The sequence below is a fragment of the Variovorax sp. LjRoot290 genome, from assembly GCF_964253985.1.
Classification (GTDB): domain Bacteria; phylum Pseudomonadota; class Gammaproteobacteria; order Burkholderiales; family Burkholderiaceae_C; genus Variovorax.
Genome location: NZ_CAXURW020000001.1, coordinates 4102456 through 4127731, shown reverse-complemented (window position 1 = coordinate 4127731; position 25276 = coordinate 4102456). Strand labels below are relative to the sequence as shown.

General features: G+C 66.9%; 24 protein-coding genes and 3 pseudogenes. 18 read left to right on the top strand and 9 right to left on the bottom strand.

Translation table 11 applies throughout. The features are described from left to right. From ACSQ9A_RS20540 to ACSQ9A_RS20515, 6 genes and pseudogenes are all read right to left on the bottom strand, one after another. Positions 1–788 (bottom strand): annotated as a pseudogene (locus ACSQ9A_RS20540) (transposase); the annotation flags it as partial. Positions 789–877: 89 nt separating this feature from the next. Next, positions 878–2050, bottom strand: a complete 1173-nt coding sequence (gene tnpC, locus ACSQ9A_RS20535; RefSeq protein WP_436304954.1) for an IS66 family transposase — start codon at positions 2048–2050, stop codon at positions 878–880. Positions 2051–2146: 96 nt separating this feature from the next. Further along, entirely contained in the window at positions 2147–2485 is a 339-nt protein-coding gene (gene tnpB / locus ACSQ9A_RS20530; RefSeq protein WP_436304953.1) for an IS66 family insertion sequence element accessory protein TnpB, read from the bottom strand. Next, positions 2482–2868: an IS66-like element accessory protein TnpA gene (tnpA, locus tag ACSQ9A_RS20525; RefSeq protein ID WP_436304952.1), complete on the bottom strand. Its 387-nt coding sequence runs from the start codon at positions 2866–2868 to the stop codon at positions 2482–2484. The genes tnpB and tnpA overlap by 4 nt, the downstream gene beginning before the upstream one ends. 329 nt (positions 2869–3197) lie before the next feature. Further along, the gene (locus ACSQ9A_RS20520) at positions 3198–3581 is read right to left on the bottom strand and encodes a hypothetical protein (protein WP_436304951.1); all 384 of its coding nucleotides are present in this window, start codon (positions 3579–3581) and stop codon (positions 3198–3200) included. A gap of 161 nt (positions 3582–3742) precedes the next feature. Beyond that, complete coding sequence (locus ACSQ9A_RS20515; protein ID WP_436304950.1) at positions 3743–4459, bottom strand: adenylate/guanylate cyclase domain-containing protein; 717 nt, start codon at positions 4457–4459, stop codon at positions 3743–3745. A gap of 480 nt (positions 4460–4939) precedes the next feature. Between ACSQ9A_RS20515 and ACSQ9A_RS20510 the strand changes: the two genes are divergently transcribed. The 6 genes and pseudogenes from ACSQ9A_RS20510 to ACSQ9A_RS20485 form a co-directional block, all read left to right on the top strand. Next, positions 4940–5407 carry a ferritin-like domain-containing protein gene (locus ACSQ9A_RS20510; protein WP_436304949.1) on the top strand — a complete coding sequence of 156 codons (468 nt, stop codon included), beginning with the start codon at positions 4940–4942 and terminating at the stop codon, positions 5405–5407. 399 nt (positions 5408–5806) lie between these two features. Continuing rightward, positions 5807–6865, top strand: coding sequence for a DUF3500 domain-containing protein (locus ACSQ9A_RS20505; protein WP_436304948.1), 1059 nt, complete (start codon positions 5807–5809; stop codon positions 6863–6865). After that, entirely contained in the window at positions 6866–7069 is a 204-nt protein-coding gene (locus tag ACSQ9A_RS20500) for a hypothetical protein (RefSeq protein ID WP_436304947.1), read from the top strand. A gap of 42 nt (positions 7070–7111) precedes the next feature. Beyond that, positions 7112–7318, top strand: a complete 207-nt coding sequence (locus tag ACSQ9A_RS20495; protein ID WP_093102726.1) for a hypothetical protein — start codon at positions 7112–7114, stop codon at positions 7316–7318. Positions 7319–7371: 53 nt separating this feature from the next. After that, positions 7372–8037, top strand: coding sequence for a DM13 domain-containing protein (locus tag ACSQ9A_RS20490; RefSeq protein ID WP_436304946.1), 666 nt, complete (start codon positions 7372–7374; stop codon positions 8035–8037). A gap of 204 nt (positions 8038–8241) precedes the next feature. Further along, a pseudogene (locus ACSQ9A_RS20485) lies at positions 8242–8427 on the top strand (MFS transporter); the annotation flags it as partial. A 906-nt stretch (positions 8428–9333) separates the two neighbouring features. On the opposite strand, the gene ACSQ9A_RS20480 reads toward ACSQ9A_RS20485, so the two are convergent. After that, positions 9334–11520, bottom strand: coding sequence for a S8 family serine peptidase (locus ACSQ9A_RS20480; protein ID WP_436304945.1), 2187 nt, complete (start codon positions 11518–11520; stop codon positions 9334–9336). A 669-nt stretch (positions 11521–12189) separates the two neighbouring features. Between ACSQ9A_RS20480 and ACSQ9A_RS20475 the strand changes: the two genes are divergently transcribed. Both ACSQ9A_RS20475 and ACSQ9A_RS20470 read left to right on the top strand, forming a co-directional pair. Continuing rightward, positions 12190–14271 carry an LTA synthase family protein gene (locus tag ACSQ9A_RS20475; protein WP_436304944.1) on the top strand — a complete coding sequence of 694 codons (2082 nt, stop codon included), beginning with the start codon at positions 12190–12192 and terminating at the stop codon, positions 14269–14271. Between the two features lie 13 nt (positions 14272–14284). Next, positions 14285–14515: pseudogene (locus tag ACSQ9A_RS20470) on the top strand (ABC transporter substrate-binding protein); the annotation flags it as partial. Between the two features lie 36 nt (positions 14516–14551). On the opposite strand, the gene ACSQ9A_RS20465 reads toward ACSQ9A_RS20470, so the two are convergent. Then, complete coding sequence (locus ACSQ9A_RS20465) at positions 14552–15235, bottom strand: GntR family transcriptional regulator (RefSeq protein ID WP_436304943.1); 684 nt, start codon at positions 15233–15235, stop codon at positions 14552–14554. Positions 15236–15379: 144 nt separating this feature from the next. On the opposite strand from ACSQ9A_RS20465, the gene ACSQ9A_RS20460 reads away from it, so the two are divergent. The 10 genes from ACSQ9A_RS20460 (at position 15380) to ACSQ9A_RS20415 (ending at position 24250) form a co-directional block, all read left to right on the top strand. Then, positions 15380–16795 (top strand): FAD-binding oxidoreductase, encoded by a 1416-nt coding sequence (locus ACSQ9A_RS20460; RefSeq protein WP_093102735.1) that lies wholly within the window; start codon positions 15380–15382, stop codon positions 16793–16795. A gap of 2 nt (positions 16796–16797) precedes the next feature. After that, positions 16798–17343, top strand: a complete 546-nt coding sequence (locus tag ACSQ9A_RS20455; RefSeq protein WP_093102736.1) for a TRAP transporter small permease — start codon at positions 16798–16800, stop codon at positions 17341–17343. Next, positions 17340–18617, top strand: a complete 1278-nt coding sequence (locus ACSQ9A_RS20450; protein WP_093102738.1) for a TRAP transporter large permease — start codon at positions 17340–17342, stop codon at positions 18615–18617. The genes ACSQ9A_RS20455 and ACSQ9A_RS20450 overlap by 4 nt, the downstream gene beginning before the upstream one ends. A 26-nt stretch (positions 18618–18643) precedes the next feature. Next, positions 18644–19663: a TRAP transporter substrate-binding protein gene (locus ACSQ9A_RS20445; RefSeq protein ID WP_436304942.1), complete on the top strand. Its 1020-nt coding sequence runs from the start codon at positions 18644–18646 to the stop codon at positions 19661–19663. A 16-nt stretch (positions 19664–19679) separates the two neighbouring features. Then, entirely contained in the window at positions 19680–20459 is a 780-nt protein-coding gene (locus ACSQ9A_RS20440; RefSeq protein WP_436304941.1) for an SDR family oxidoreductase, read from the top strand. Continuing rightward, on the top strand, positions 20459–21256 hold the full coding sequence (locus ACSQ9A_RS20435; protein ID WP_436304940.1) for an SDR family NAD(P)-dependent oxidoreductase: 798 nt from the start codon (positions 20459–20461) through the stop codon (positions 21254–21256). The genes ACSQ9A_RS20440 and ACSQ9A_RS20435 overlap by 1 nt, the downstream gene beginning before the upstream one ends. Position 21257: 1 nt before the next feature. Then, entirely contained in the window at positions 21258–22127 is an 870-nt protein-coding gene (locus ACSQ9A_RS20430) for an isocitrate lyase/PEP mutase family protein (RefSeq protein ID WP_436304939.1), read from the top strand. Positions 22128–22178: 51 nt separating this feature from the next. Then, positions 22179–23096 carry a dihydrodipicolinate synthase family protein gene (locus ACSQ9A_RS20425; protein WP_436304938.1) on the top strand — a complete coding sequence of 306 codons (918 nt, stop codon included), beginning with the start codon at positions 22179–22181 and terminating at the stop codon, positions 23094–23096. A 4-nt stretch (positions 23097–23100) separates the two neighbouring features. Continuing rightward, the gene (locus ACSQ9A_RS20420; RefSeq protein ID WP_436304936.1) at positions 23101–24021 is read left to right on the top strand and encodes a ribokinase; all 921 of its coding nucleotides are present in this window, start codon (positions 23101–23103) and stop codon (positions 24019–24021) included. A gap of 67 nt (positions 24022–24088) precedes the next feature. Further along, complete coding sequence (locus ACSQ9A_RS20415; protein WP_436304935.1) at positions 24089–24250, top strand: amidohydrolase family protein; 162 nt, start codon at positions 24089–24091, stop codon at positions 24248–24250. A gap of 21 nt (positions 24251–24271) precedes the next feature. On the opposite strand, the gene ACSQ9A_RS20410 is transcribed toward ACSQ9A_RS20415, so the two are convergent. Next, the gene (locus tag ACSQ9A_RS20410; RefSeq protein ID WP_436304934.1) at positions 24272–25261 is read right to left on the bottom strand and encodes an alpha/beta hydrolase; all 990 of its coding nucleotides are present in this window, start codon (positions 25259–25261) and stop codon (positions 24272–24274) included. Positions 25262–25276: the final 15 nt, after the last annotated feature.

Below are 25276 nucleotides of genomic sequence, written 5' to 3'. Positions count from 1 at the left end.
CTATGGCGCGGCCGGCGATGCCAGAGCGATGCCGATATTGATCAGGTTGTCGGCGATGACGCCAAGTCCGACCCATCGCTTGATGCCGGCGGCCCCCTTGTAGCGACATCGGTTCAAGCCGTGGCGGCGCTTGAGCAGGCTGATGCGCCCCTCGCAGCCGGTGCGCCACTTCTGCGCGCTGCGGAACCAACGCTTTTTGTGCAGCCTGCGACGGTCGGCGCTCTTGGTGCACGAGGTTGGGGATCGCCACGCGCTTGACGCCGCGCTCGCGCGCGACAACCTCATTGCGCAGCGAGAAGAAGCCGGCGTCGGCGGTGACCAATCGCGGCGGTCAGCCGTTCGATCTACTTCATGGTGCGCGTGAGCACGCGCACGCCGTCGCCCAGCAGCGAGCCGTCCGTCGGGTAGTGGATGTTGGTCTCCACGACGGTGGTGTCCACGCGCATGCGCCGGCCCTGGACGATCTTGTGCTCCTGAGCGATGGCCACTACACGCCGATGTATCTGCTCGACCACATCTGGCCCCAGCGCCACCCCCAGCTTGCCCAGGGTCTTCGCGTCAGGGACTTTGCACGCACCAACCCGGGTGAAGTGGCGGTACACGAGATTGGCCCGCACCTCGCGCTCGAGAACGGCGTAACTCCAGTTGCGCATGTGCTTGAGCAGCAGCAGTCGCAGCACCACCTCCGCGGGCGTGCCCTTGCGCCCGCGCGTGAGGCTGTGCGTCCAGCGGCGCGCCAGCACCTCGTAGACCAGTTGCACCAGCCGCGCGTCGGCAAGCACCTGGTCGACCTGGCGCATCCAATCTTCCCACAGCCCGGCGGCCTGCTCAGCGATCCAGTCATCGGCGGTGCTGGACGGGCGACGGTGCCGTTCGATCACGTCAGGCCTTCTTGGATGCCTTGGCCCGGCGCGCCCGGCTCTTGTCCTTCTCGCGTGCCAACGCACGCAAGAACTGCTCGCGGTTGTCCGCCGCCACTTCGGTGGCGACCTCCTGGAATCGCACCCACGCGCGGTGCGCGTCCTTGAGCGACTGCGCTTGCCCCGGGGGCACGTAGACCGAATTCGCCTTGCCGTCGGCCGTGAACTTCAGGTACAGGTGCGGCCCGTGACGACGAGCCGGATCCGTCGCGCAGGCGCGCGCCACGCCCCACGCAGAAGTCGTAAATCACGCCCGGCACCGGATCGAAGGCTCCGCGTGCGTAGGCCCAGACGTAGGCCTTCCTAGTCTTGCCCCGGCCCGGGTCGAGCAGGGCCACCGGCGTCTCGTCGGCATGCAGCACCCGGGCCGAGAGTACGAAGCGCTTGTGTGCGTCGTACAGCGGCTCCAATGCCGCGCCGCCGCGGCCGGACCAGGCCGCCAATGTCGAGCGCGGCGTGTGCACGCCCGAGCGTGCGTTGATGGCCTCCTGGCGGTAGTAAGGCAGGTGATCAACGAAGCGGCTGATCAGCGTATGCGCCACCAGGCCAGCCGCGGGCATGCCGCCATCAATGAGCTGCGGCTCGACGGCTTCCTGCACCAGGCGCTGACAGCAGCGGCACGCCCACTTGCCGTAGACGCGCCGGTGCACGAAGAACTCCGCCGGCACGATGTCCAGCTTCTCGCTGATGTCCTCGCCCACGCGCACCATTGGCTTGCCGCAGCCCGGGCTTGGGCAGGCGGTGTCTTCGGGCTCGTGGTTGTGCTGCACGCGGCGCAGATGGCCCGGCAGAGGCTGGCGTCGTGGCTTGCGCTTGGACGAGGCGTTGTCGTCCGGCGGAGGCGTGCCCTTCGCCTGCTCCAGTAAAGCCTGCAGAGCGGCCTCGTCTTCGGCCAGCGTCTCCTCGAACAGCCGGCGCTGCTCGGCGCTCATCGCCTCGGACTTCACACCGAACTTCCATGCCTTGTGACGTGCCAGTTCGAACGTGAGCTTCTCGAGCTTGGCGTCCTTCAGGCGAATGTCCTGCGCCTGGCGCTGGATGTGCTGCAGCATCTGCTGGGCGAGCGCCGTGACCGCTTCGGGCGTCAGATCTTGAAGGTCTTCATCCTTGAGGTCGCGCAGGTCCTGCATGGGTACGCATCGTGCAGGTCCGGCGGCTTCGCGTCATTGGGAGTTGCGCTGTCAACGCGCGGCATGCCGATGCAGGCTTCCTTCACCGCTGCGAGCCTACAGCCGCGTGATCGCACTCATCTCCGGTAGTCGCTCCCAGGGCAGTCCCACCACCAGCGCATCGAACTGCGCCTGCGTCAACGACAGTGGGGTCGCAGCGCAGCTTTCGCTGGGCCACACGAAGCGGCCGGCGTTGAGCCTCCTGGCCGCACACCACACGCCGAAGCCGTCGTGCACGAGCAGCTTGATGCGAGGGGCCCGCACGTTGGCAAACAAATAGCCGTGGTGCGCACGAGCGCTGCCGAGGGCGTGCACGACATGAGCCATCAAGCGCTCGGCGCCGGCACGCATGTCCAGTGGCTGGGTGCACAGCCACAGAGCGTCGATGCGGATCATCGCAACACTTCGCGAAGCCACGCTGCGCAATCGGCTGCCGCTGAGATCGGCCACACGACGCTCACGCCGAGAGCGCCGCGCTTGAGCTCGAGCCGGATCGTCTCGGCGGGTACGGCCGCCGCACGTGATGACGCCGGTGAAGGAGGCGGCGCCGGCAACGACAGCGCAACGAACTCGGGCGCAGACTCGGCAACCGTCGTCGATGCTGCCGATCGTACGGGACTGGCCCCGCGACCGCGACGCCATTGATGCACGAGGTTGTCGTTCAGCCCGAACGACAGCGCAACCGCAGCGACTGAGGCACCAGGTTCGGCGCATGCCGCCAGAACCTGCGCCTTGAACGCTGCGCTGTGACGCCGGCGTTGCTTCGGATTGACGTCCATAGATGTCCAGCTAACTTAGATGGACAGCATGGTCTCCGGCTTGGCTTCAGATCTCAAGGTGGGGCGGCCGGCCGCTTACAACGCATGCGCGAGGGGCGACGGTACTTGGTCGGCGATCGGTTCAGGGCTGCGGATCTCACGTTTGCCGCGCTCGCGTCACCGATGCTGCTTCCTGCAGGATGCGGTGCCGCTTACCCTGTGCTCGACGAAGTGCCGCCTGCCGTGCGCGAGGAGGTTCGGGGCCCGCGCGACACCGAAGCAGGGCGATTCGTACTCCGCCTGTACTCGGAAGAGCGCGTCCGCGCTCCGCGCGGTGCCTGAGAGCCTTCTCAGGTCTTCGCCGACTTCTTCGGCGCTCTACTCGCGGCCTGCAGGGCCGCCGCCTGCGCAGCGTGCTTCTCGGCACGCGAGGGCCTGTGGGCCTTGCCAGCCTTGGCCTCCTTGGGCTCCTTTTTTTCCTTGGGCTTCTCCTTGGCCTGCGGGTGGTGCGTCCTCACCAGCTTGTCGACGGCCTTCGCCCTCGGCTGCTGCGCTTGCGCTTGGCGCTTCGCACGCTCCTCCTTGAGCAGGCGGCGCTCCTCGGCCAGCGCCTGTTCGGCTTCGGACGGCTCATGGTCTGCCCCCAGCGAGTGGACGCGGTCCATCTTCGCCTGGTGAAGCATCGCGCCGTTCTTCGCGATGCGGTGGGTCAGCGATGCGATGCGGATGGGCATGTTGCGATCCTCATGGTGGGTGGAAGACCAATGTAGGCCAGTGCGCCGCGTCCTGCCAATCGATTTGTGTGGCTTCGCCCTTGCGGCAGTGAATTTCTGCTGCCGGAGAACGGACTGTCGCCAATACCTGCTTCTGGCCGGCGACGGACATCAGCCATCGTTTATCGACAAGACTCAAACGGATGCGAGCCGATCCACCGTATCAGGGAAGCGCTGGACAAGCGCCAACGGCGCGCGCGCCGGGATGTCCGAACGGTCACGTCCACTGCGTTTGGCGCGAAGTGTCGGTGGGTGATTCTTGCCTGCTCTACCAACGGAGCCCTCGCCAGTTCGTCAGTCCTAGCCGCCCGGGGTGCCCGCAGCAGCCGCAACGCGCTGATGGGCTTTGCGATGTTCTTTACCTTCTGTTGGCCGATGTCCTCGAAGGCAGCGCCTGTGCGGTCTGAGGCGAACTCCTGCACAGCGTGGGAGACGACAACGCCTCCCGGCTCCGCCACCGCCTGCAGGCGCGACGCGATGTTGACGCCATCGCCATAGACCGTGCCGTCCGGCTTCTCGATCAGGTCGCCGACGTGGATGCCGATGCGAAACAGCAATCGAAGGTGCTCGGGCGCAGCGTCGGCCCGTGTCGCGAGATCTTCCTGGATCTCAACGGCCGCCCGCACTGCGCCAATCGCCGTGTCGAACACAGCCAGCACCGAATCTCCGGATGTGTCGACCACTCGTCCGCTGGCCGCCTCGACATGGCTTCGAAAGACCTGGCGGGCCTCATCCAGCGCGCTCAACGTGCCCAAGTCGTCGAAAGACATCGATCGCGAATAGCCGACCGCATCCGCTGCCAGGATCGCCAGGAGTCGATGTCGGATGCCGTTTTGCATGGCAGCTTGCGTCTAAGCAACCCTTACTGCGTCTGCGCCATTGTCAAGCCCGAGCGCCGAAACGCCAAATGAGCACCGTGGCTTTAGCGCCCTGCATGGTCGTCGAAGACTTGATGATCATCCCGCTCGCGCTTGTGATGGCGGACAGCGGCGGCGCAGGCTGGGGCAAGTGATACCGCATCCTGATGAAGTCGCATTGGCAGTTGGGATGCAATCTGATCATTCTGGCCAGGGCCGCATGCTGCTTTGGCGCTCGGAATGGAAGGGATTGCTAAATACACGCACAACCGTGTCGACAAGCTTCTATGAGTGGCAAATGATCCCCCGTGCTTCTTGGTCGACGCAAAACGTGATGCGGGTCGGACTCGTCAAGACGCCGTTGGATCCGTTGTCTTTCGCCGTGTGCCGCGACTACGCTCACCTCGCAGCAGTGCGGCGCGCGGCGCATAATTTGCTCCCCCTCCATCCGGAAGCGCTGACATGGAACAGTTCGATCAAGCGAAGGTCGTCTCCGTGCTCAACCGGCTACTTGAAGCCGAGCTGGCCGGCGTGGTGCGCTACACGCACTACTCCTTCTTGGTGTTCGGCTTCGGCCGCATTCCCATCGTCTCGTGGCTGCGCGAACAGGCCAGCGAATCGCTGCTGCACGCGCAGCAGGTCGGCGAGTGGATCACCACGCTCGGCGACTACCCCTCGCTCGCGATCGGGCCACTGCTCGATTCGCACCAGCACGACATCGCCGCCATGCTGCGCGAATCGCTCGACACCGAGGCGCGCGCGCTGGCCCTGTACCGCGAGCTGCTGTCGCATGTGGAAGGCCGCTCGGTGGCGCTGGAGGAGTTCGCGCGGCAGATGATCCACGCCGAGGAGTTGCACGCCGCGGACGTCGACAAGATGCTGCGCAAGCCAGGCGACGTGGCGGCGTTCTCGTCGAAGCCGGTGCCCTGAGCGTTCTGCCGCCCGCAGTCGGCAGCATGAATGGCGTACTGGCCCCGCGCCGGAGCCGAAGCAGGCGCGACCCTCCCCAGCGTTTCGGCCGGTGGACTGCCTTGCGAAACGCTTGGGCCATCCGGGCGTGTGCAAGAAGCTCATCCGTTCATCGAGCCCGAGTATGTGGCTGACCGCATCGAGCGCATCCAGCACATGAAGGCAAGCATCATGGCGAGCACAGAGAAGGGTTCGCGGTGCCTATCTCAATGACAGCCTCCGCTGCATATCGGATCCTCACTGCCGCACCCGCCTTTGTGCCGCGTGAGTCGCAAGTGCTATGACCCCCAACTCGACTCGCCACCCCAACTCAGGCATTCTTGCACCTGTTCATTGGTCATTTCAGGTAGAAGACCAACCATGCTGCTGCGCACTCTCTCCGCCTGGATGACCTGCTGGACCTTGTTCGCCGTGGTGCCCCTTGCCGCCGCCGCGGCCGACACCAGCCGCGCGGCGCAGGCGATGACGGCCGCGGCGCGGGCGCTGCTGGAGGCGACGCCGGCGGGACAGCGGCCAGAGCTGCTGCGGCCGTTCACGCTGGAGGCGCGCGGCGATTGGAACTACACGCCGCGTAGCCGGCCCGGCATTGCGTTCAAGACCATGGAGGATGCACAGCGCCAGGCAGCGCAGCAGTTGCTGGCCGCGGCCTTGTCGGAGCCGGGGCTGGTCAAGGTGCAGGCCATCATCGCCTTGGAGATCGCGCTGCGCGAGATCGAATCCTTCGGCCTCTCGCGCGATCCGGAGAACTACGCCATCGCGTTGTTCGGCACGCCGGACTCCACTTCGCCCTGGGGCTGGCGTATTGAAGGGCACCATCTCTCGCTGCACTTCACGCTGGCCGACGGCCAGGTAGTGGCCACGCTGCCGCAGTTTTTGGGTGCCAATCCGGCGCAGGTGCCGCGCGACATCGCCAACAAGGGCCCGCGCAAGGGCCAGCGCGCGCTGGGCGAGGAGGAAGACCGCGCCTTTGCGCTGCTGGCCGTGCTCTCGCCGGCGCAGCGCCAGCAGGCCATCTTCAGTGCCCGGCCGTTCGGTGACATCGTCACGCGCAATGCCGCCCAGCCGGACCCGTTGGCACCTGTGGGTGTGGCCTTCAGCGCCATGGACGCAGCGCAGCAAGCCTTGCTGCTGCGCATCATCGAGTCGCAGGCCTCGGTGGCCGAATCGTCGTTGGCGCAGCAGCGACTGGAACGCGTGCGTGCGGGCGGCCTGGACGGCATCCGCTTCGGATGGGCCGGCGCCACCGAGCGCGGCCAGCCGCACTACTGGCGCATCCAGGGCGCGCGCTTTTTGATCGAATGGGACAACTCGGGCGGCAACCACATCCACAGCGTGTGGCGCGACTTCCAGGGTGACTGGGGGCGCGACGTGCTCGGCGAACACTACCGCCGCGCGCGTGCAAGCAGCCAACGGCACTGAATGTCGCGTTCTGCCAACGGCATCGAACGCAGGCTGCAGGTCGAAACGCAGGTGTCGGTCGGCGTCTGCGCCATGGTGGCCGCCGGCCTCAGCGTGTCGCTGGTCGATCCCATCACCGCTCTGGAGCATCGCGGCGGGGGCCTGACCTTCCTGCCGTTCGAACCCGTCATGGTCATGGACCATGGGAGCGGGAGAAGCGAATAGGCCGCTGCTTCATACTGTGACTCCAACTGCAGGAGGCACGACATGGCGGACACGAGCTTCGAACACCACGGGCACCAGGTCGAGATCAAAGTCTGGCAAACTGAATCGCGTTGGGGGTGGTCGTTCCAGATCGATGATCGATTGCCGGTTGAGAATGTTCAAACCGGTACGCACTCGGAGGAACAGGCGCTCATCGAGGCCAGGCACGAGGCAATCGCGGCGATCAAGGCGCTTGACGCAGCACCCTAGTCTGGCGAAGGGGATGGGGCGTTGCTTCATTTCACGCTGGCTTGTGTCAGCGCATGCGTTGGATCGGACGCGGAGTCGATGCACCCAAGGCGGCAACGCGCTGGAACTTCGCGCAAGGCGGCAATCGCTATCTTTTCGAGAGCGCCATGGTGGATCAGAATGGGCTGACCCTAACGACGCCTTGGGCGCGCGCCCCATGTCGACGTCTTTCTCAAACCCGTGGACTGCGACGCATTCGAAGGAGACTCATGAAGAAGATTCTCCTTCTCATCGTTTCGCACGCTGTCGTGGCCGCTACGGGCTTCGGCGTGGGTATCTATGCCTTACCCATTCTCACGGCTCCGCCCGCGCCTGCGCAGGCCGAGGTCGCGGCACTGGCCGCGCAAGCGCAGTTCACCGGCCGGTTCAGGCGCGACCTGACAGACAGCGATGCCCTGCACTGGGGTGAGGGCACGGTGGCGGTGAGCCGCAGCGCGGTATCGTTGCAAGGCAAGATCGCGCCCGGGCCTGACTACAAGCTCTATCTCGCTCCGGAGTTCGTTCAGACCGAAGCCGACTTCCTGCGGCTGAAGCCGAAGATGCTGCGCGTAGGCGATGTGAAAACCTTCGAGAACTTCATCGTGCCGATGCCGGCATCTGCCGATCCGACGGCCTACAACACAGTCATCGTCTGGTGCGAATCGTTCGGCCAGTTCATCACTGCGGCCCAGTACCGATGACGCGGATGCGCCAACGCGCGAGAGTGGCGTGAAGGCCGCCTGTCTGAAAGTCCGACGAATCCCTCGCCGCTGCATGCATGGACACCGTAAGCGTCGTGGCGCCGGGTCCTTCGCCAACAGGCTCTCCAGCACATCGACGTGCGGCGGTCTCGAGTTCATGACACTGCGTAATGCGATGTTGGCGCCGTCATTCGCTTGCGCGGCCGGGCGCTGCAGGCGACCGGCGTGGGCTTCGCGCTGGCAGTATCCGTTGCGGCCCTGGTGGGACCGGCGCAGGTAGCGGGGCGCGTGCTGGAGTTCAGCGTGTTGCAGCGTTTCCATGCGCTGCTGTCGGCGCGGTTGGCCGCGATGGCGCATTCCCTTGGCGCTGCGGCATGCTGCTGTCCCGGTCGAACCCAAGCGGGAGGACTTGGCCGAACAAGGCGTCTCACCCTTGAGACGCGCCTGCGCGCTCCCACAAGAAGGGGGATCGATGATGAGCGGCTTCTGAGCTGGCGCCGGGGGTGCTCAGCCAGCGCTGACATGCCTGACCCGGCATTTCCGCTTCAATTTCAGCGGACGATCGAAAAGGCCGCGGTCGTTTCGGGTCGGGGCAAGAGCCCTGTTGATTGGCGTTTTTCTTACGGGCTCCCGCTGCTCTGACCCACTGCCTACGGTGAACTGGGCAGTGACATTTGACGCCCGATCATTCTCAAAGGATCTCAGATGAAACTGAAGCGACGGGCCATTGCACCTGCTCTCATTGCCCTTGCTCTTGGCGCTAGCATCGCGCCCTCGATCTACGCAGCCGGGGGCGGAGGTGGAGGCGGGGGTGGCTCCGGCGGTGGGGCCGGCAGCGGGGCTGGCGGCGGTGGAGGCTCCGGCGGGGGCGCATCTGGCGGCGGGTCTGGAGCGGCCTCGGCCTCCGGAAGCGGCCCCGGCAACTCATCGACCTCCAATGCGAGTGCCACCGGATCAGCCAACGCGGCGACACCGGCCACGCCCGCCACCCCAGCGACCCCTGCGACCCCGGCGACTCCTGCGACGGCAACTTCCCCAGCTGCACTCGCCACTCCTGCGACACCGGCAACGCCGGCAACCCCCTCAGCTGCATCAACGAAGAAATAGCTGCGGCGCACCCGCAAAGACAGCCGTTGGCGCGATGCAAGGCGGATCGGCGGAAATGGGCGCCAGGCCCGCACAAGGCACTTCGCAGGGTAGGGCAGGGCAGCGTCGAGAAAAAGGCCTGCGCGAGGCGGGCTTTGAAGGGGGATAGTGAAACGGCGTGGTTCGGGCCGTAGCCGGGATTCGCGAACTTTAGCGTCGACCCAGGACAACCTGTGACGCCTCGGCGAATCGATCGATGACGAAGTCGATTCCGCGCACCTCCCATGCCACACCGAACCACACGTTGTCGGTCCCCGACCAGCGCCGAATTCGGATTTCGTAGGTCTCGCCACGTCGCGCCGCGAACTCGGCGATCTCATAGCTGTTGTCCCACGTATCGCTCGAGGCCACCGTCGCGCCGGTTGAATCCCGCACGTGCAGATCAAGGTCGACCGCCAGGACCGATGCGATCGGCAATTTGATGCCAAGGATGCTGAGCATCGTGATCTTCGAATCCCATGCCAGTGCGACCTTGACGGTGGGCGACAGCAGCACGCGGGGCACGCTGATGCGGTAAACATAGGTCAGGAAGCCGTCGGCGCCGACATCAGCCGACACTACCGTGCCGACGTCAAAGCCGCGGCGCGCCGGCGTATTGTTGCGGCCGCGGCGGGCGCGAGCGATCTGCACAGCGGCGTTCGTGTCGATGGCTCCGGCGCCGTCGGACGCGTCGACGCCAGCCACCACATCGTTTCGCCACGTGCTCCCGGCGGGGTTGCGCCAGGCGGCGGCCATCATGATGGCGCGGCAGCCTTCGGGCCACGAGCGCAGGGTCGCGTTCGCTTGCTGAATCAGTGCCACGCCGCCGGCCACGGCCGGGGCTGCCATGCTCGTGCCGCCGAGGGTCAGCTCTACGGCAGTGACACCGGTGCCGTTGGCGGCGATCTCGGGCAACTCGCGGTCACCGTGCGAAGAACCGGGGTTGCGGAACACCGAATCCGAGGCCATTCCGCCGGCCGCGTCGTTGTGGTTACCCACGGCCAGGCGGTTGAAGCCTTTGTGGTTGACGAACTCGGTGTCCGCGCCGTTGCCAGCCGCTTCGCAAATGGTCGGATAGGGCCAGTGGAGCGCCAGATGGTCCTTGTAGACGTCATCGAACGACAGGCCGGCAGAAGTCTGCTCGTCGGGACGATGGAAGCTCTGGCTGATCACCGTGCACTCGCGGTCCTGCACTGCCCAGCGGAGCGCGTCAAGGTCGCGGCTGTTGGCGGAATGCAGGTTGCAGTCGGGTGCGTGGCCATGGGGCGCGTTGCGCTCGACGTTCTTGATGATGCCGTGTGTATGTCGCGAATGCTGGCTCGTCGCCGGGCTGCTGTCGAATTGATCGGTGATATCCAGGAGGCTGGTGTCGTCGGGGCCCAGCTCGTAGACGGCCACGTTGATGCCGGTGCCGGTGAAGCCCAAGGCATGCGCATCGTCGGCGTTGGCGATGCCTATGGAAGTACCGAGATCATCAATACCTTCTGTCTGGTGCAGGAACACCGCGGCCACCTCGGGCAAAGTAGCGAGCTCGGCCACGCGGTCGGCGGCGACGGTACCGAAGACCACCGGCGCAGCGCTGTCGATGCGGTCTATCTTCATGCCTTGTCGCTCCGCTACCTTCGTGAAGCGGGCAGCCGCAGCCTGCCCTTCCTCTAGTGCCTTGGCCTCTGCAGGGAGGCGGCGGCGGACCACGCCCCGCGCTGGCTTGTCCGGAAGTTCGGCCTCCGGACTGTCCAGCCAAACCGCCACGGGTACTTTGCGTGCCGGCTGAGCCTCGATGCGCGCGTGCAGTGCGGGGTGCAGCTTGCCGTAGACCTTGTGCTGACGCCGTGCAAGCTCGGCAAACTCGCGGTCGATGTCGATGCGCTTGCCTTGTGCATCGAAAGCCAGTTGCGCGGGCTTGCGCGACTTGCGGTCCTCGGACTTGAAGACTTCGACCATGCCCGCCGCACAGGGGCCGATCAGTGGGCTGCGGCTGACCTTGAGATCGTCAAAGCGCAGACGTACCGCATGGCGGATCACGGCGTCGCGCGGCAGCGGGGCGCTTGTGTCGACCACGACAAATGGGATCTCGGAGTCCGGCAAGCTCTTGCCTGAGCGTTTGGACCACAGTTCCTCCACCCGCAGCATGTGCGAGCCTGGCGTGAGTGTCGACGTGTCGATCGCTGCACCGCGGCCGTCGGCCTGCGCTTTGACGTTGACACGTTGGCCTGCTACCGCGACGCCGCGCCAAGCCTCGGGCGAGACTGCAGCGTCAGCGCTAATCACGATCGCTCGTCCGCGCGGCACCACCTCGCCAGCTTGAAGTTCGACGGCATAGCCGGGTCTGCGATTGACCGTGTCAGTCTTGGACATGGGATCCCTTTCGAGAATGCGGACCGGCGCATCGTACATAGGGGTCGGTGATCTCGACATCCCCAGTAAGCAATAGACCGTGACCTATGCATGTCGAACAAGTTGGCGGAGCCCGCCCAGCGGCAGAAGGTCGGAGGGAGCCGTCCTGATGAGCGACTCTGTGAAAGTTTGGAACAGGTATGCAGCGAGGTTGGGGGAAACTCCTTGATGGTCGCCTATTGACCTCTGGCTGCAGCCCGGTCGCGCATCTCCGGAGTGACTTCGAACATTCGGGCAAGAAATTCAGACGGGCTTGCGCTGGCCTCGTGCGCGCCAACCGCCGGCTTCAGCAAGCCCTGGGGTTCCATAGGGATGTGGCTGCTGATCCGGATCTCGGCGAGTTCGCGTGCTGAATCAGTGGACCTTAAGACTGCATCCGGCGGGAGTACGATGCGGAACCAACGGGAACTAAAGTTGTCCTCCCCAAAGACTCCGGCGCTGACGCGTCGCAGGCGTCGAACTCCAGCACCGAACAGGCATTCTGGGGGGGTGTCCGATGCGCATCGCGATCGACACACAGTCCCGGCGGGCGAGCCACTCGGAACGGCTGGCAAGGGTCCCTGGCAAGTCGCTTGGGTGTTGCTCGTTCCCTTGGCACTTTGGTTGGGTCTCGCCAAGACCGCATTGGTCATGGATGCACTGCTCGCGGCGCCGGAAGATGGCGCCGGATGGGTGGCGCTGTTGAAATGGCTCTGGTGGTTCGTTTCCCTGCGCTTCCTGCTCGCGTTGCTCGCGGGCTATGCGATCCAGAGACTGGTGATGCCGCGACACCGATGGGTGTTCTTGCCGATCGCCGCCGCTATCTCGGTCACACTCGCGCTCGCGTTTCCGCAAACAAGTCCCGACGCGACCCTGGACCGGACGTTGCGCGTGTGGGCAATCATCGCGGCCGGCCAGGTGACGGGCCTGGCCGCCTGCTTGTGGCGCGACGCCATCTCCATCGGCTTGACGGCGCTCGCGATGGGGCTGGTGCTCGCACTCACGCCGAGGCGGGCTCAGCGCGGCATCGTGCACTTGCTGCAGGTGCTCGTGCTGCTGCTGTGCGCTTTGGTCGGCATCGACCTGGCCTATCAGCTCGCCACCGGGCAGCCCGGCAGTTTGAGGGTTCTGTTGTTCGCCGTTTTGAACGCCAAGGAACTGGCGCCGCTTGTTGCGTCGGAAGCGACTCCCTTCCGGGTGCTGGCCATCGCGGGCGGCATCCTCGTCGCCGCGGCCTGGGCTTGGCGCCAACGTGCGCTGGCCAGCACGCCCTTGTTCGGTGGGCCGCGCGCGTTCTTGGGTGGCGCGGTAGCGCTGGCGCTCTCGTTGGCGATCGTGCTGCCGACCCCGGCCCATGGCGTGCTGCCGCTGCTGCGGCACACCGAGGGCACGCTCATCACGCTGGCCATGACCGCCGCCCCTACGCTCGCCCACGATGTTCAAGTGAAAGTGGCACAAGAGTTCGAACGGACGCACAAGCCGCGCTGGCACAGCGCCCACATGGCGCTCAAGGAGACCGAGAAGACGAATCGCCGCAACGTTGTGATCGTGATGCTGGAGTCTGTGCGCGCGGAGTCGACGACTCTGCACACGCCGGCGCTGCGGACGACGCCGTTTCTATGGAATCTGGCCAGCAAGAGCCTCGTGGTCGAGGACATGACCGCAGTCATTCCGCGCACCGCGGCGGCGTGGATGGCTGTGCTCGGCGGCCAGTATCCGTTGGCCAACGAGGGCACCCAAAGCTGGGCCAACGAGAACCGCAAGCAACCTCGCATTCGCTCGCTGCCCTCCGTCCTGCGCGACGTGGGCTATGCGACCAGCTTCTTCACCCCCACGGATTTGCGATTCCAGAATGACCTCGACGTCATCGACACCTTCAACTTCGAGTTCATCCAGACCGAACAGGAGCTCATTCACCCAGAGGCCGAACGCGTCACCTATTTCGGCATCGCGGACGAGTGGATGGTCCAGCCCATCCTTGACTGGACAGCTGCTCAATCCAGGGCCAAGCGTCCGTTCTTTACCGCCATCATGACCAACGTGGGCCATCACAATTTCGAGACGCCCTCGACGTGGCTGAAGATGAGGTTCGAAGGTGTTTCCAATCCCAAGCTGGAGGCCTACTACAACTGCCTGCGTTATATCGATGGCGTGCTCTCGACCCTCATCGAGGGCTACCGGCGCCTGGGGGTGCTCGACGACACCATCCTCATCATCGTAGGCGATCACGGACAGATGTTCGACGAACATGGCGCCAGGCAGATTCACAACGCCATTTATCAAGAGGGCCTGCATGTCCCGGCGCTGATCTACGCGCCCGGGATGGCACTGCAGCCTGGTACGGTACGCGGTCCCCGCCAGCAGATCGACATCCTCCCGACCATCGTCGAACTGCTCGGTTATCGCGTCGAAGGCGCCGAACTGCCTGGCCAGTCGCTTCTGCATGCGGTCGATGCGAGTCGGAAGCTTTTTTACACAAGCAGCATCGACTGGTCGTTTCTCAGTGCCCGACGCGGTCAGCGCAAATACATCTACAGCTTCGACCGCCAGCCGATGGAGGTGTTCGACCTCGACAAGGATCCCAAGGAACTGGTCGCGCTCGCCGATATCGACGCTCAAGAGTTGGCGAGCACGAAGCAGGACATGCTCGAGTGGCGCATGCATGCGGAACTGTCGATGCTTGCCCGTCCCAGCGATGGCGCCGATCCGTTGAGTCCTTGGCTTCGCCAATGATGGATTGGTCCTGGGCGGCTTGAGACCGCTTGAGTCAGATTGCCGCAAGCACGCCGGACTCCGTCTACTGCCCGGTCGCTTCGTGGTGATCCAGCAAGCCATGGGGGTGCCGAAAACAAGAGGAGCGGGCGCCGCGCGTGCACTTCACGTTTTCGTCGAAGAGATGAAGGACAGCGGGTTCGTCGCCGACGCATTGCAACGTCACGGCATTGAGGGCGCCTCAGTTGCGCCGAATGAGGCATAGGTCAAGGCTTGCCGTCCGCGGCGTCATGTTGCCGCTTCACGCGGCGGTGCGCGCCTTGAGGTTGGCGACGTAGCTGTTGCGCGTGCCGGTGACGTGGGCGCGCATCAGCGCTTCGAAGGCGGCGAAGTCGCCGGCACGAAACAGCGCCAGCAGATTCGAGTGCTGCTCGAAGCCGGCCGTGTGCAGCACGTCGGCCGGCGCCGACAGGTGCGTGCGCAGCGCCGCGATCTTGGTCGCGGCGGTGGCGTAGGCGGCCTGCATGTACGGGTTGCCGCAATGCTCGAAGAAGGCCTCGTGCAGCCGCGTGTCAGCGCGGCCGTAGCGCACTGCGTCGCGCGCGGCGCGCGCCTCCTCCATCTCGTCGATCGCCGCCTGCAGCGCCGCGGCGGTGGCTTCGCGCCCGTTCTGGTAGGCGAGCTCGGCCGCGCGCGGCTCCAGCAGGCAACGGAATTCGCAGATCGCGGCGATGTCGGCCTCGCTGGGCTCGAACACATAGCTGCCACGTTGCGGCCGGATCACCACCAGGCCGGCCAGCTGCAGTTGGTTCAGCGCTTCGCGCACCGGGGTGCGGCTGACGCCGAAGGAGCTCGCCAGCGACTCCTCCGGAATCATCTCCCCCAGCGCGAACTCGCCGTCGATGATGGCTTCGCGCAGGCGCTGTGCCACGAGGGCCGCGAGTGATTTGGGAGCTTCGATCTTGAATCGGTTGGATGCAGACACGGTGCGATGGAGGCTGATGGAGTCGGGCAGGGCACCCAGGGGCTTATAGCCGACCTGCGGGCGCAGGGAGTAGCCCGGGGAAATACTAATGCCCTAGTGCCTTACATACAAGATGATGCGCTCATCTCTTTCGAACGGATGCCCATGACGCTCACGCTTTCGACCGCCGTGCCGCCGTCCTTGCTCGCGCTGCGCGAGGTGCTCGGCGCCTCCGCCGTGCTCTTTGGCGACGAGGTGCCGCAGCGCAACCGCAACGACTGGAGCACCCAGCCGCCGACGCGCCCGCTGGCGGTGGTGCGGCCGGTGGATGCGGCGGGCGTCTCGGCTGCCCTGGTCGCCTGCCGCGAAGCCGGCGTGCCGGTGGTGCCGCAAGGCGGCTTGACCGGCCTGTGCGGCGGTGCGCGGCCGGAAGACGGCTGGGTGGCACTGTCACTGGAGCGCATGGTCGGCGTCGAGGAGATCGACCCCGCGAGCGCCACCATGACGGTGTGGGCCGGCACGCCGCTCGAACTGGTGCAGCGCGCAGCCGCCGAAGCCGGCTTCTATTTCGCGCTCGACCTCGGCGCGCGCGGCTCCTGCGCCATCGGCGGCAACCTGTCGACCAACGCGGGCGGCAACCGCGTGATCCGCTACGGCATGGCACGCGAGCTGGTGCTCGGCCTGGAGGTGGTGCTGCCCGACGGCACGGTGATGACCAGCCTCAACAAGATGCTGAAGAACAACGCCGGCTACGACCTCAAGCACCTGTTCATCGGCAGCGAGGGGACGCTGGGCATCATCACCCGCATCGTGCTGCGGCTGCACCCGCAGCCGGGCTGCACGCTGTCGGCGCTGTGCGCCGTGCCTGACTACGACAGCGTGGTGCGCCTGCTGGGCGCCGCGCGCGGCGGACTGGGGCCGTTGCTTTCGGCCTTCGAGGTCATGTGGCCCGACTACTGGCAGGTGGTGACCGAGCGGGTGGGCGTGCGCGATCCGCTGACCGGCGGCGCACCGCACGGACACTATGTGCTGGTGGAGGCCCAGGGCACCGACGAGGCGATCGACGGCCCGCGTTTCCAGCGCTGGCTCGAGCGCCTGATGGAAGAGGGCGTGCTGGCCGACGCGGTGGTTGCGCAGTCGATGGCCGATACGCAGTCGTTCTGGGCGCTGCGCGATGCCTGCGCCGAGTTCTTCCCCACCTTGGGCCCGCACGTCTCCTACGACGTCGGCCTGGCGGTGAAGTCGATGGATGCCTACGTGCGTGCCTGCAAGGCGGCGCTGGCCGCGCGCATCCCCGGCTGCGAGAGCGTCTATTACGGGCACATCGGCGACGGCAACCTGCACCTGGTGGCGTGGGTTCGCGGCCTGTCGATCGAGCAGCAGCCCAAGGATGCGATGGACGAGGTGATCTACGGCCTGGTGCGCGAGTTCGGCGGCACGGTATCGGCCGAGCATGGCATCGGCACGGCGAAGAAGCGCTGGCTCGGCCACGCGCGCAGCGCCGAGGAGATCGCGCTGATGAAGACGCTGAAGGCGGCCCTCGACCCCGCGGGCCTGCTCAACCCCGGCAAGGTGGTGTGAGCATGGGCCGCGTCTGGGTCGACCGCCTGTTCAAGGGCATCGAGGCGGTGCTTGCGGCCTTGCTGCTGGGCATGGTGCTGATGGTGTTCGGCAACGTGGTGCTGCGCTACGCGTTCAACTCCGGCATCCAGGTGTCCGAGGAGCTGTCGCGCTTCTTCTTCGTCTGGCTCACCTTCATCGGCGCCATCGTCGCGATGCGCGACGGCGCCCACCTGGGCATGGACGGCTTCGTCAGCCGCCTGTCGCGGCGCGGCAAGCTGGCCTGCCTGGCGGCCAGCCAGGCGATCGTGCTGATTTGCTGCGTGATGCTGTTCTGGGGCACCTGGCAGCAGCACGAGGTCAATGCCACCACCAAGGCGCCGGTCACCGAGATCTCGATGATCTGGGTCTTCGGCGTCGGCTACCTGACCAGCGTGGCGATCGGCGCCCACGCGCTGCACGCGCTGTGGCGCATCGCCACCGGCCGACTGCGCGACGACGAACTGGTGCAGGTGACGGAGAGCGAGGAAATCCCGCACGAGGTCGCTCATCCGGGAGCCCGGCCATGACGATCGCCGTCTTCACCATCTCGCTGCTCGGCGCCATGATGTTGGGCGCGCCGATTGCCTTCGCGCTGCTGATCTGCGGCGGCGCCCTGATGGTCGCCCAGGGCCAGATCGACACCACCATCCTGTCGCAGAAGCTGGTGGAGGGCGCGGACAGTTTCCCGCTGCTGGCGATCCCCTTCTTCATACTGGCCGGCGAGCTGATGAACGCCGGCGGCATCTCGCGGCGCATCGTCAACTTCGCGCTGGCCTGGGTCGGCCACCTGCGCGGCGGCCTCGGGCTGGTGGCGATCTTCGCCTCGGTGGTGATGGCGGCGATCTCCGGCAGCGCCGCCGCCGACGCCGCGGCCATCGGGGCGATGCTGATTCCGATGATGCGACAGGCCGGCTACGACGTGCCGCGCTCGGCCGGGCTGATCGCCGCCGGCGGCGTGATCGCGCCGGTGATTCCGCCGTCGATCGGACTGATCGTGTTCGGCGTCATCGCCAACGTGTCGATCGGCAAGCTGTTCCTCGCCGGCATCGTGCCGGGGCTGATGATGGGCCTGTCGCTGGTCATCGCCTGGCAGTGGGTGGCGCGGCGCGACAAGGTGGCGGTGCAGCCGCGCCAGTCGATGGCCGCGCGCGGCCGCGCCGCGGTCGACGGCATCTGGGCGCTGCTGATGCCGCTGGGGATCATCGGGGGGCTCAAGTTCGGCATCTTCACGCCCACCGAAGCCGGCGTGGCGGCCTGCGTCTACGCCTTCGTGCTCGGCGCCTTTGTCTATCGCGAACTGAGCGCGCGCCAGTGCTACGGCCTGCTCGTGGCGGCCGCGAAGAGCACCGCCGTGGTGGTGTTCCTGATCGCAGCGGCGCTGGTGTCGGCCTGGCTGATCACCACCTCCGAGGTGCCGGCGCAGGTGGCAGCGATGCTCGAACCCTTCATGGGCAACAAGATCCTCCTGATGCTGGTGATCATGGTCATCGTGGTGATCGTCGGCACCGCGCTCGACTTCGCGCCCACGCTGATGATCCTCACGCCCGTGCTGATGCCGGTGGTGAAGCAGGCGGGCATCGATCCGGTGTACTTCGGCGTGCTGTTCATCATGAACAACGCCATCGGCCTGATCACGCCGCCGGTGGGCATCGTGCTCAACGTGATGTGCGGCGTGGCCAAGATCTCGATGCGGGACCTGATGCGCGGCCTGTGGCCCTTCCTCTGGGCCGAACTCATCGTGCTGCTGCTGCTGGTGCTGTTTCCGGCGCTGGTGCTGGTGCCGCTCAAGTGGCTGAGCTGATTTTTCACACATAAAGGAGACATACGATGACGATCCGTTCTTCCCGCCTTTCCCGATTCGTTGCCGTGGCCCTGGCCGCCGGTGTTGCAGCCGGGGCCGCACAGGCCCAGTTCAAGGAGCGCAACTTCCGCGTCTCCAACGGCGTGAGCAAGGAGCACCCGATGGGCAACGGCCTCGCCAAGATGGGCGCCTGCACGCTCGAGAAGAGCGGCGGCAAGATGAAGATCCAGCCCTTCTGGGACGGCGCATTGGGCAACGACCTCACCGGCACGCAGAGCGTGCGCACGGGCTCGCTCGAGATGGTGATCACCTCGACCGCGCCGGTGGTCTCGATCGTGCCGGAGCTGGGCGTGTTCGATCTGCCCTTCCTCTTCAACACTTCCAGCGAGGCCGACAAGCTGCTCGACGGCAAGGTCGGCGACTGGTTCGCTGCCAAGCTGCCGGCGGTCGGCCTGGTCAATCTCGCCTGGTGGGAGAACGGCTTTCGCCACACGACCAACTCGAAGCGGCCGATCAACAAGGTCGAGGATTTCGACGGCGTGAAGATGCGCGTGATGCAGAACACCATCTTCCTCGACACCTTCAAGACCCTGGGCAGCAACGCGGTGCCGATGGCCTTCACCGAGGTCTACTCGGCGCTCGAGACCAAGACGGTGGACGGCCAGGAGAACCCCTTCACCAACATCGAGAACATGAAGTTCTACGAGGTGCAGAAGTACCTCACGCTGACCAAGCACGCCTACAGCCCGACGCTGGTGCTGTTCTCCCGCAAGATCTGGGACACGCTCTCGCCGCAGGAGCAGACCACGCTGCGCGAATGCGCGCTGCAAGGCCGCGACGAGCAGCGCCGCGCCAACCGCGCCATGGAAGCGCGCAGCGTGGACAACCTCAAGGCGAAGGGCATGGCGGTCAACGAGATCGCGCCGGCCGAGATGCAGCGCATCCGCGATCGCTCGAGCGTGATCTACGAGCGCCACGCCAAGGCCATCGGCGGCGAGGCGATCACCATGGTCACCTCCGAGCTCAAGCGCATCCGCGGCAACTGAGGCGAGGGTGTCGACGATGAGTCTTTCCGGAAAGGTCGCCTGGGTCACGGGCGGCGGCAGCGGCATCGGATGGGCCGGCGCGACCGAACTGGCCCTTGCCGGTTGCCGGGTCGTCATCTCCGGGCGCGAGGCGCCCAAGCTCGACGCGGGCATCGAGGCCGCCGAGCGCCTCGGCGCGCCGCGTGGCGCCATCACGGCCGCGCCGCTGGACGTGGCGGATGCGACGGCCGTCGCGGTGGTGGCGCGGACGATCGAGGTCGAGCTAGGCCGCATCGACATCCTCGTCAACAGCGCCGGCATCAACTTCCCCAAGCGCTACTGGTGCGAAACCGACGCGGCCACCTTCGAGCAGGTGGTCGCCGTCAACCTGAACGGCGCCACCTACTGCACGCTGGCGGCGGCCAAGGGCATGCGCGCGCGCCGCGAGGGCACGGTGATCAACGTCGCCTCCTTCGCGGGCTGGCACTACGAGTACCTGACCGGACCGGCCTACACCGCCAGCAAGGCCGCGCTGATGGCGCTCACGCACTCCTTCAACATTGAGGAGTGCGTCAACGGCCTGCGCGCCACCGCGCTGTGCCCGGGCGAAGTCGCCACGCCGATCCTGAAGAAGCGGCCGGTGCAGCCGACCGACGCGGAGAAGGCGCGCATGCTCCAGGAGGCGGACCTGGGGCGCACGATCCGCTTCATCGCCGAGATGCCGCCGCACGTCTGCATCAACGAGCTGGTGATCTCTCCGGTGTGGAACCGCACCTACGTTGCCGGCGAAGCGCTGCAGCGCAAGGTGGCGCCGTGATGCAGGCCGCGAGCGGCGGGCCGGTGGTGGCCGTCACCGGCGCCGGGCAGGGCATCGGCCGTGCGCTGGCGCGGGCTTTCGCAGGACAGGGTGCACGGGTCGTGGTTTCCGATATCGACGTCGGCTCCTGCGCTGACGCGGCGGCCGAACTCGACACGCTCGGCGTGCCGGCCGACGTGACGCGTGCCGAGGATTGCGCGGCACTGGTCGGGCGCGCGGTCGACGCATTCGGCCGCCTCGACGTGATGGTCTGCAACGCCGGCATCATGCAGCTCAAGCCGCTGCTCGAACTGGATGGCAGCGACTGGGACCGCATGCTCGGCGTCAACGTGAAGGGCAGCTTCCTCACGCTGCAGGCGGCGGCGCGGCAGATGCTGGCGCAGCCGCCGCTGGCCGAAGGCAGGCCGCGCGGCAAGATCCTGCTGATGGCGTCGATCGCCGGCCGCAGCGGCGCCGGCGCGATCGCGGCGGTGATCCCGCACTACCGCGCCAGCAAGGCGGCGGTGATCAGCCTCACCCAGTCGGCGGCCATCGCCTTCGCGCCGCAGATCACCGTCAACGCGATCTGCCCCGGGCTGGTGGAGACCGACATGTGGCAGCGCATGGACCGCGACTGGACCGCGCTGCAGGGCGTGCCCCGGGGCCAGGCGTGGCAGCAGCGCGTGGCGGCCGTGCCCATGGGCCGGGCGCAGACCCCCGAGGATGTGGCCGACCTGGCGACGTTTCTCGCTTCGCAGGCAGCCGACTACATGACGGGCCAGTCGATCAACATCGACGGCGGCCTGATGATGAATTGAGATGACCCCACATCCCGCACTGTCCCTCAAGGCGCTGCTTGCCGGCGGCTCCATCGTCCAGGCGCCCGGCGCCTACGACGCGCTGAGCGCGCGGCAGATCGAGCGCGCCGGCTTCCCGGCCATCTACATGACCGGCTTCGGCGCCACCGCGTCGCGGCTGGGCCAGCCCGACATCGGCCTCTTAACCCAGACCGAAATGACCGGCCACGCGCGCGACATGGTGCGCGCCGTCGGCGTGCCGGTGATCGCCGACGCCGACACCGGTTACGGCGGCCCGTCGAACATCGAGCGCACGGTGCGCGAGTACGTCCAGTCCGGCGTGGCCGCCATCCACCTCGAGGACCAGGTGGCGCCGAAGCGCTGCGGCCAGATGGCCGGCATCCGCCTGATCGATGCGCGCGAGAACGAGCGTCGGCTGCGCTGCGCGGTCGCTGCGCGCGGCAGCGATCCCATGCTGATCATCGGGCGCACCGATGCGCTGCCCGCCGCCGGCATCGACGAAGCGCTGGCGCGCGCCCGGCGCTGGCAGGACGCCGGCGTCGACCTGGTCTTCGTCGACGGCATCAAGAAGATCGCCGAGGTGGAGGCCGTGGCGCGGCAGCTGCCCGGGCCGAAGATCGTCTCCATCGTCGACGGCAACGAGACCACTGCGCTGAGCGCGTCCGATCTGCAGGCCATGGGCTTTGCCGTGGTGCTGTACGCCGTGACCGCGCTCTTCAGCGCGGCGCTGGCCGTCGAGCAGGCGCTGGCCCGCCTGCGGCAGGACGGCACGCCGCGCGATGTTCCCTCGCTGGCCTATGCCGACTTCACCCGCATCGTCGGCCTCGCGGCCCACCAGCGGCTCGACGAGCAGTTCGGTGCCGATGGCTGAAACGCATTTCTTCCCTGGCCTTGTCTCTTCCCATTTGCGAAAGTCCCGACCTTGAACACCGCCTCTCCCATTCCCTATGCCGGCATCTGGCCCGCGCTGCTGACCCCGCTCGATGCGAAGCTCGACATCGACATTCCGCGCTTCGCCTCGCACGCGCTGCGCCTGATCGACGCCGGCTGCACCGGCGTCACGCCCTTCGGCACCACCGGCGAAGGGCCTTCCTTCAGCGTGGCCGAGCGCATGGATGCATTGGCTGGCCTGGTGGCGCGGGGCGTACCGGCGGGGCGCATCCTGGTCTCCACCAGCTGCGCCGCACTGCCGGATGCGCTGGCGCTGACCCGGCACGCGGTCGAGCTGGGTGCCTATGGCTGCCTGCTGCTGCCGCCCTTCTTTCTGAAGGGCGTGTCCGACCAGGGCGTGATCGACGCCTACCGGTGGATCATCGACGGCGTCGGCGATGCACGGCTGCGCATCGTGCTCTATCACATCCCGCAAGTATCGGGCGTGGGGTTGAGCCACCACGTGATCCGCACGCTGAAGACGCTGTACCCGGACACGATCGTGGGTCTCAAGGACAGCGGCTGCCGGCGCGAGGATTCGCTGGCCTACGCCGAGGCGTTCATGCCGCCGATGCAGGTGTGGGTGGGCAACGAGCCCGATCTCCAGACCCTGGCCGCACGCGGCAGCGTCGGCGCCGTCAGCGGCATCGCCAACGTCATGCCGCGCCTCGTGCAACGCCTGGTGAAGGGCTCCGGCGAGCCGGCCGCCGATCAGCAGCGCGTGCTCGCGCTGCTCCAGATCCTCGGCGGCTACGGCCTGACGGCGGCCTTCAAGGGTGTGATGGCGCTGCAGGGCGATGCGCCGGGCTGGATGCGCGTGCGTGCGCCGCTGGTGGCGCTGGACGCGGCCGAATACGAGCGGCTGGCGGCGCAGTTGCGCGCCTTCGGCATCGACCGCGACCGGGACTGAGCGCATGGCTGCCACGGTAGTCTGCATCGCGAGCTGGAATGCCGACCTCGTGTCGCGCATCCCGCGGCCGTTGGCGCGCGGCGAGACGCTGATGGCGGACAGCTTCGAGATCAGCCCCGGCGGCAAGGGCTCGAACGCCGCGGTCGCGGCGGCGCGCCAGGGCGCTGCCGTGGCCGTCGTGGCCCGCATCGGCGACGACGATTTCGGCCGCATGGCGCTCGAGCTGTGGCAGGCCGAAGGCATCGACGTGCGTCACGTGGAGCGCGCCGCCGGCGAGCGCAGTGGTGTCGCGCAGATCCACGTTTTCGACGACGGCGACAACGCGATCTCCGTGTTTCGCGGCGCCGGTGCCGGCCTCGGCGCGGCGCATGCACGGGCCGCGGCCGGCACCATGGCGGTCTGCCGGGTGGTGATGGCCTCGTGCGAGGTGCCGCTCGGCTGCACGCTCCAGGCCTTCCGGCAGGCGCGCAGCCTCGGTGCACTGACGCTGCTCAATCCGGCGCCGGCCATGCCCTTGCCCGACGAACTGCTGCCGCTGGTCGACGTGCTCACGCCCAATGAAGGCGAGCTGGCCGCGCTGGCCGGTCCGGCCGCGGCCTCCGTCGACGAGGCGGCGGCGCTGCTGCTGGCACGCGGCGTGGGCGCCATCGTGGTCACGCTCGGCGGCGCCGGCTGCCGTCTCTATCGGCGTGGTGAGTCCCCGCAGCAGGAGCCGGGGCATCGCGTGCCGGTGGTGGACACCATCGGCGCGGGCGACACCTTCACCGGGGCATTGGCCGCCGCGCTGGCGCGCGGCGAGCTGCTGCCCTCGGCGATGCGACTTGCCAACGCTGCGGCGGCGCTATCGGCAAGTGGCCGTGGAGCGATCGATGGCATGCCTCGGCGGCACGAATCGGACGCACTGCTGGCCAGGCGCACTGCGTAGAAGCGTATGCGCGCGAACCGGGATTGCCGAGTGATCGAAGGGCTGCCTACTTGCGCGCGATCACTTCATGCGTGGTCCGGGCAAGCACAAGGTGTTGTTCGGCACGAACTACCCCATGCTCACGCCCGCCGAATGCCTCGCCGGCATCGATGCGCTTCAGTTGGGAGATGAAGTGCTGCCTTTGTTCCTGTCAGGCAACGCGCGACGGGCGTTCAAGCTGCAAGCTTGATATTTGCATGACAGTCTCACTTCAGTGACTGGGGTGGGAGTGGGGCGATAGTTGCGAGCGCAACCACGCGGCCAGGTCGGCCATCACCTGGGTGCCCAGCGTCGATACCGCGGTGAAGTGAATGCAGGCGTGGATGGCACCGGGGTAGTGGCGGTGCTCGGTCGGCACGCCGGCCTGCGCGATGCGCAGCGCCAGCGCATGGCCTTCGTCACGCAGCGGGTCGTGGCCCATGGTGGCCAGCCAGGTGGGCGGCAGCGTGTCCAGTGCCTGCGAGTGCAACAAGGCGAAATCGGAGTGCCGCGCCAGCTCTTGGCGCCCGCCGAGGTAGCAGTCGACAAACCATTGCATGACGCCGGTGGTGAGGAACTTGCCCTCGCCGTTCTCGACCATCGAAGGGCTCGGTTCGCTGTAGTGCTGGGCGACGGGATAGATGAGGCCCAGCGCACGCGGCGCGATCGCGCCGGCCGCACGCAGCGCCGCCACGGTGGCGAGCTGCGCGCCCGCGCTGTCGCCGGCCAGCGCGATGCGCGACGGATCGGCGCCGAGCTCGCGCGCGTGCGCGGCCACCCAGCGCAGCGCACAGGCCACGTCGTCCACCGCCGCTGGAAACGGATGCTCGGGCGCTAGCCGGTAGTCAACCGCCACCACCACGGCGGCCACGTCATGGCACAAAGTGCGGCAAACCTTGTCGTGGGTTTCGAGGTCGCCGATCACGAAGCCGCCACCGTGCACGTAGAGCAGCAAGGGAAGCGGCCCCTCCGCGTCGGGCTGGTAGATACGCAGCATCAAAAGGCTGCAAGGTCCGTCGATGGCACAGTCGTTCGCCGACGCGATGGTGGGTGCCTGCAGGCCCAACTGGGCGGCCAGGTCACGGTAGATCTGGCGTGCCACCAGCGGGGGCAGCGTCTCGAGCGGCGGGTTGCCTTGGGCGGCGGCTTGCGCCAGAAAGCCGGCCAGCGCCGGGTCGAGAGGCGCCGTGGCGAGCACGGTGGGGATGGAGGTGTGGGTCATTGCGATCGTCCAGGT

Bases quoted from the DNA above. Each gene is read 5' to 3' on its own strand.
- tnpC (WP_436304954.1), bottom strand. From the start codon at position 2,050: ATGCAGGACCTGCGCGACCTCAAGGATGAAGACCTTCAAGATCTGACG.
- tnpB (WP_436304953.1), bottom strand. From the start codon at position 2,485: ATGATCCGCATCGACGCTCTGTGGCTGTGCACCCAGCCACTGGACATG.
- tnpA (WP_436304952.1), bottom strand. From the start codon at position 2,868: ATGGACGTCAATCCGAAGCAACGCCGGCGTCACAGCGCAGCGTTCAAG.
- ACSQ9A_RS20520 (WP_436304951.1), bottom strand. From the start codon at position 3,581: ATGCCCATCCGCATCGCATCGCTGACCCACCGCATCGCGAAGAACGGC.
- ACSQ9A_RS20515 (WP_436304950.1), bottom strand. From the start codon at position 4,459: ATGCAAAACGGCATCCGACATCGACTCCTGGCGATCCTGGCAGCGGAT.
- ACSQ9A_RS20510 (WP_436304949.1), top strand. From the start codon at position 4,940: ATGGAACAGTTCGATCAAGCGAAGGTCGTCTCCGTGCTCAACCGGCTA.
- ACSQ9A_RS20505 (WP_436304948.1), top strand. From the start codon at position 5,807: ATGCTGCTGCGCACTCTCTCCGCCTGGATGACCTGCTGGACCTTGTTC.
- ACSQ9A_RS20500 (WP_436304947.1), top strand. From the start codon at position 6,866: ATGTCGCGTTCTGCCAACGGCATCGAACGCAGGCTGCAGGTCGAAACG.
- ACSQ9A_RS20495 (WP_093102726.1), top strand. From the start codon at position 7,112: ATGGCGGACACGAGCTTCGAACACCACGGGCACCAGGTCGAGATCAAA.
- ACSQ9A_RS20490 (WP_436304946.1), top strand. From the start codon at position 7,372: ATGCGTTGGATCGGACGCGGAGTCGATGCACCCAAGGCGGCAACGCGC.
- ACSQ9A_RS20480 (WP_436304945.1), bottom strand. From the start codon at position 11,520: ATGTCCAAGACTGACACGGTCAATCGCAGACCCGGCTATGCCGTCGAA.
- ACSQ9A_RS20475 (WP_436304944.1), top strand. From the start codon at position 12,190: ATGGATGCACTGCTCGCGGCGCCGGAAGATGGCGCCGGATGGGTGGCG.
- ACSQ9A_RS20460 (WP_093102735.1), top strand. From the start codon at position 15,380: ATGACGCTCACGCTTTCGACCGCCGTGCCGCCGTCCTTGCTCGCGCTG.
- ACSQ9A_RS20455 (WP_093102736.1), top strand. From the start codon at position 16,798: ATGGGCCGCGTCTGGGTCGACCGCCTGTTCAAGGGCATCGAGGCGGTG.
- ACSQ9A_RS20450 (WP_093102738.1), top strand. From the start codon at position 17,340: ATGACGATCGCCGTCTTCACCATCTCGCTGCTCGGCGCCATGATGTTG.
- ACSQ9A_RS20445 (WP_436304942.1), top strand. From the start codon at position 18,644: ATGACGATCCGTTCTTCCCGCCTTTCCCGATTCGTTGCCGTGGCCCTG.
- ACSQ9A_RS20440 (WP_436304941.1), top strand. From the start codon at position 19,680: ATGAGTCTTTCCGGAAAGGTCGCCTGGGTCACGGGCGGCGGCAGCGGC.
- ACSQ9A_RS20435 (WP_436304940.1), top strand. From the start codon at position 20,459: ATGCAGGCCGCGAGCGGCGGGCCGGTGGTGGCCGTCACCGGCGCCGGG.
- ACSQ9A_RS20430 (WP_436304939.1), top strand. From the start codon at position 21,258: ATGACCCCACATCCCGCACTGTCCCTCAAGGCGCTGCTTGCCGGCGGC.
- ACSQ9A_RS20420 (WP_436304936.1), top strand. From the start codon at position 23,101: ATGGCTGCCACGGTAGTCTGCATCGCGAGCTGGAATGCCGACCTCGTG.
- ACSQ9A_RS20415 (WP_436304935.1), top strand. From the start codon at position 24,089: ATGCGTGGTCCGGGCAAGCACAAGGTGTTGTTCGGCACGAACTACCCC.
- ACSQ9A_RS20410 (WP_436304934.1), bottom strand. From the start codon at position 25,261: ATGACCCACACCTCCATCCCCACCGTGCTCGCCACGGCGCCTCTCGAC.